The sequence below is a fragment of the Terriglobia bacterium genome (assembly GCA_020073205.1).
Taxonomy (GTDB): Bacteria; Acidobacteriota; Polarisedimenticolia; order Polarisedimenticolales; family JAIQFR01; genus JAIQFR01.
The window spans coordinates 1-3,867 of sequence record JAIQFR010000190.1 but is presented as its reverse complement, the minus strand read 5'-3'; the positions used below and the strand labels follow the sequence as shown (position 1 = coordinate 3,867).

Below are 3,867 nucleotides of genomic sequence, written 5' to 3'. Positions count from 1 at the left end.
CCGGGTCCTCGAGGAAGCACGCCGAGCGCCTTCCCGCGCCCACCGCGAAGTCGGGCGGCTCGAGGCGCGCGCACGGGTCGAAGGCCTCGGGGCACCTCGGGTGGAAGCGGCAGCCGGGGGGCGGCGCCGCGGGGTCGGGGACCGCGCCGGGGAGGGTGGGAAGCCGCCGGCGCCGGCCGTCCGCACCGAACGGCTCGCCGGCGGCGGCGCCGGGGACCGAGCGGAGCAGGCCGCGGGTGTAAGGGTGTCGCGGGTCGAGAAAGAGATCCCGCACCGGGGCCTCCTCGACGAGCCGTCCGGCGTACATGACGCCCACGCGGTCGGCGTTTTCCGCGACCACGCCCAGATCGTGCGTGATCAAGAGGACGGTCAGCCGCATCGAGCGCCTGAGGTCGCGGAGCAGCGCCAGGATCTGCGCCTGGATCGTGACGTCCACCGCGGTCGTGGGCTCGTCGGCGATCAGCAGCGCCGGAGAGCAGGACAGCGCGATGGCGAGCATGACGCGCTGCTTCATCCCGCCCGACAGCTCGTGGGGATACGCGCGGACCTGCCGCTCCGGATCGGGAAGCGACACGAGCCGGAGGAGGCGCTCCGCCTCGACCGTCGCGTCCCTCCTGGAGATGCCGCGGTGGATCCTGAGCGCCTCTCCGACCTGCGTCCCCACCCGCATCACGGGATTGAGCGCCGCGCCGGCCTCCTGGAAGACCATGCCGATGCGGGCGCCGCGGACGCGGCGCATCTCCGATTCCGGCAGCGCCAGGAGGTCGCGCCCCTCGAACGAGATCCGGCCCCCGGCGATCCGTCCCGGCTCGGTCAGCCTCAGGATCGCGAGGGCCGCCGCGGTCTTCCCGCAGCCGGACTCCCCGACGAGGGCGTACGTCTCCCCTTCCTCGACCGACAGGGAAGCTCCGTCCACGGCTCGGACCGGGCCGGCGGGGCCGTCGTACACGACTCTGAGGTTCTCGATCCGAAGCAAGGGGGCCATCGCCGCTCCGGCGCGGATTCTACCCCGTTCGGCGAACGACCATCAGGGTCAGGTCGTCGGTCCGGGGCGAGCCCGCGCGGAAGGCGGAGAGATCCGCGAGGCAGGCGTCCGCCAGCTCGGCGGGAGGCGACGCGTGCCGCGACGCGACGAGGGCGACGAGCCGGTCGAGGCCGTACTCCTCGCCGGCCGGGTTCCGGGTCTCGGTGAGGCCGTCGGTGCACAGGAACAGCGTGTCCCCCGCCTGGAGCTTCAGATCCTGCGCGGAGAAGCAGCCGCTGCAGAAGAGGCCCATCGGGAGGCCGGTCGCCCGGATCGGGGAGACCTGGGCTCCGTGGACGAAGAGAGGAGGCACGTGCCCGGCGTTCGACACCACCGCGTCGCCGGACGGTCCGAGCTTCGCGCAGACCAGCGTGGCGTACTTCGACGACGCCACGCTCTCGCAGAAGATCCGGTTCGCGCGCTCCAAGAGCGTCTGGAGGGGGAGCCCGACGTCGATGAGCGTACGGAACGTCGCGTGGAGCTGCGCCATCAGGATGGACGCCGCCACACCCTTCCCCGCCACGTCGCCGAGGAGCACGAACTGCTCCGAGCCGTCGCCCGCCGCGGAGACCACGTCGCAGTAGTCGCCGCTCACGGCCCCGAGGGGCTGGTACCGGCGGTGGATCTCCCAGCCGTGCGCGCGGGCGGCCGGCCGCGGCAGAAGGCCCCCCTGGATCCTGCCGGCCAATTCGAGGTCCAGCTCGAGGGCGCGCTGCTCCGACGGGGTCAGGTGGTCGAGGCAGTAGCGGCGCAGGGGGTCGATGGCGAGCTGATCCTCCTCGATCGGATCTTGGCAGGTCTCGCAGATCCCGTAGGTACCGGCGCTCATCCGGTCGAGCGCGGCGTCCACCTCCCCGATGAGCCGGCGGAGGTCCTCGTCGTCGCCGATCGCCTCGGCGGCGGTGGACAGCCGCGTTCGGCGCTCGGTCAGCGTGGTGCGATACCGGGTCTCCATCGCGTCGTCCATGGCGAAACCTCCGATCGGCCGGATCCTCGCGAGGGTCCGTCCATTGTAACGCGGTTCAGCGAAGACGGGCGATCCGCGCCGATGAGGACCCCGGCGTTCCCTCCCGTCCGAGCCGTCAGAACGTGAAAGCGTCGCGGTGCGTGCCGAGCACCGCGCGGAGCCGGTCGGAGATCTCCCCGAGGGTCGCGAGCCGCTCGACCGCGCCGAGGATCGGCGGCAGCAGATTGGCCCCGGATCCCGCAGCGGACTCGACGCCTAAGAGCGCCTCGGCGGCCGACGCGGCGTCACGGCGGGCGCGGAGCGCGCCGAGCCGCTCCGCGCGCTCGCGCCGGAGCGTCTCGTCCACCCTCAGCACCGGCGGGCGCGCCGCTTCCCCCTCGGCAAACCGGTTCACGCCGACCACCACGACGTCGCCCGACTCGACGCGCTTCTGCCACCGGTAGGCGGCCTCGTGGATCTCCCGCTGCTGGAACCCCATCTCGATGGCGCGCACGGCGCCTCCCAAGGCGTCGATGCGGTCGAGGTACTCGCGCGCCCCGCGCTCTACCGCGTCGGTGAGGGTCTCGACGAAGTACGATCCGGCCAGGGGGTCCGCGGTGTCCGCGACCCCCGTCTCGTGGGCGATCACCTGCTGGGTCCGGAGCGCCAGGAGCGCCGATCGCTCGGTGGGAAGGCCGAGCGCCTCGTCCATCGAATTCGTGTGGAGCGACTGCGTGCCTCCGAGAACCGCGGCGAGCGCCTCGAGGGCGGTGCGCACCACGTTCACCTCGGGCTGCTGCGCGGTCAGGGTCGAGCCCGCGGTCTGCGTGTGGAACCTCAGCTTGCACAGCTCCTCGTCCCTCACCCCGAACCGCTCGCGGACGAGGCGCGCCCAAAGGCGCCGCGCCGCGCGGAACTTCGCGACCTCCTCGAAGAAGCTCGAGTGGCCGTTGAAGAAGAAGGAGAGCCGCGGCGCGAACTCCTCGAACCGCAGGCCGCGCGCGATCGCCGCCTCGCAGTACGCGAGCGCGTTCGCCAGGGTGAACGCCACCTCCTGCACCGCCGTCGAGCCCGCCTCGCGCATGTGGTAGCCCGAGATCGAGATCGTGTTCCAGCGCGGGACGTTCTCGCGGCACCAGGCGAAGAGGTCGGTGGTGATCCGGAGCGACGCGGCGGGCGGGAAGATGTACGTGCCGCGCGCGACGTACTCCTTCAGGAGGTCGTTCTGCACCGTTCCCTGGAGGCGGCCGGCCTCGATCCCCCGTCGCCTCGCCACCGCCACGTAGAGCGCCAGGAGGACCGCCGCCGTCGCGTTGATCGTCATCGACGTCGAGACGCGGTCGAGGGGGATCCCGTCCAGCAGCTCCTCCATGTCGTCGAGGGTCGAGATCGCCACGCCGACCTTGCCGACCTCGCCGGCCGCGAGCGGATGGTCGGAGTCGTACCCCATTTGGGTCGGGAGGTCGAAGGCGATCGACAGGCCGGTCTGCCCCTGGTGGAGGAGGTACCGGAAGCGCCGGTTGGTCTCCGCCGCGGTTCCGAACCCGGCGTACTGCCGCATGGTCCAGAGGCGGCCGCGGTACATGGTGGGGTACGCGCCGCGCGTGAAGGGGTACTCGCCCGGGAGCGAGAGGTCGCGCGCCGGGTCGAGCGAGGCGGTGTGCGTCGCGGTGTACACCGGCTCGATCGGGATCCCGGACGTCGTCTCGATGCGCTCGCGGCGTTTCGACGTCCCCTCGAGGGGCTCCCGAAGGACCCGCTCCTCCGGGCGCGGGCCAGTCGAATCGTCCGTTCCCGACATGCGCTTGAGGATACACCCAGCGACTCGGATCATCGTGGGCATCCGGGGGTTCCACCCCCGGACCCCCGGCAACCCAGCGAGCGCAAGGCAGAGAAC

3 protein-coding genes are annotated in these 3,867 nt (G+C 72.2%); all 3 read right to left on the bottom strand.

Annotation, left to right across the window (positions count from 1 at the left end):
* The coding region (locus LAO51_20195) for an ABC transporter ATP-binding protein (protein MBZ5641068.1) at positions 1–985 on the bottom strand (985 nt) is incomplete at its 3' end.
* A 19-nt stretch (positions 986–1,004) separates the two neighbouring features.
* Positions 1,005–1,991 carry a SpoIIE family protein phosphatase gene (locus LAO51_20190; protein ID MBZ5641067.1) on the bottom strand — a complete coding sequence of 329 codons (987 nt, stop codon included), beginning with the start codon at positions 1,989–1,991 and terminating at the stop codon, positions 1,005–1,007.
* Positions 1,992–2,106: 115 nt separating this feature from the next.
* Positions 2,107–3,771 (bottom strand): methylmalonyl-CoA mutase, encoded by a 1,665-nt coding sequence (locus LAO51_20185; protein MBZ5641066.1) that lies wholly within the window; start codon positions 3,769–3,771, stop codon positions 2,107–2,109.
* Positions 3,772–3,867: the final 96 nt, after the last annotated feature.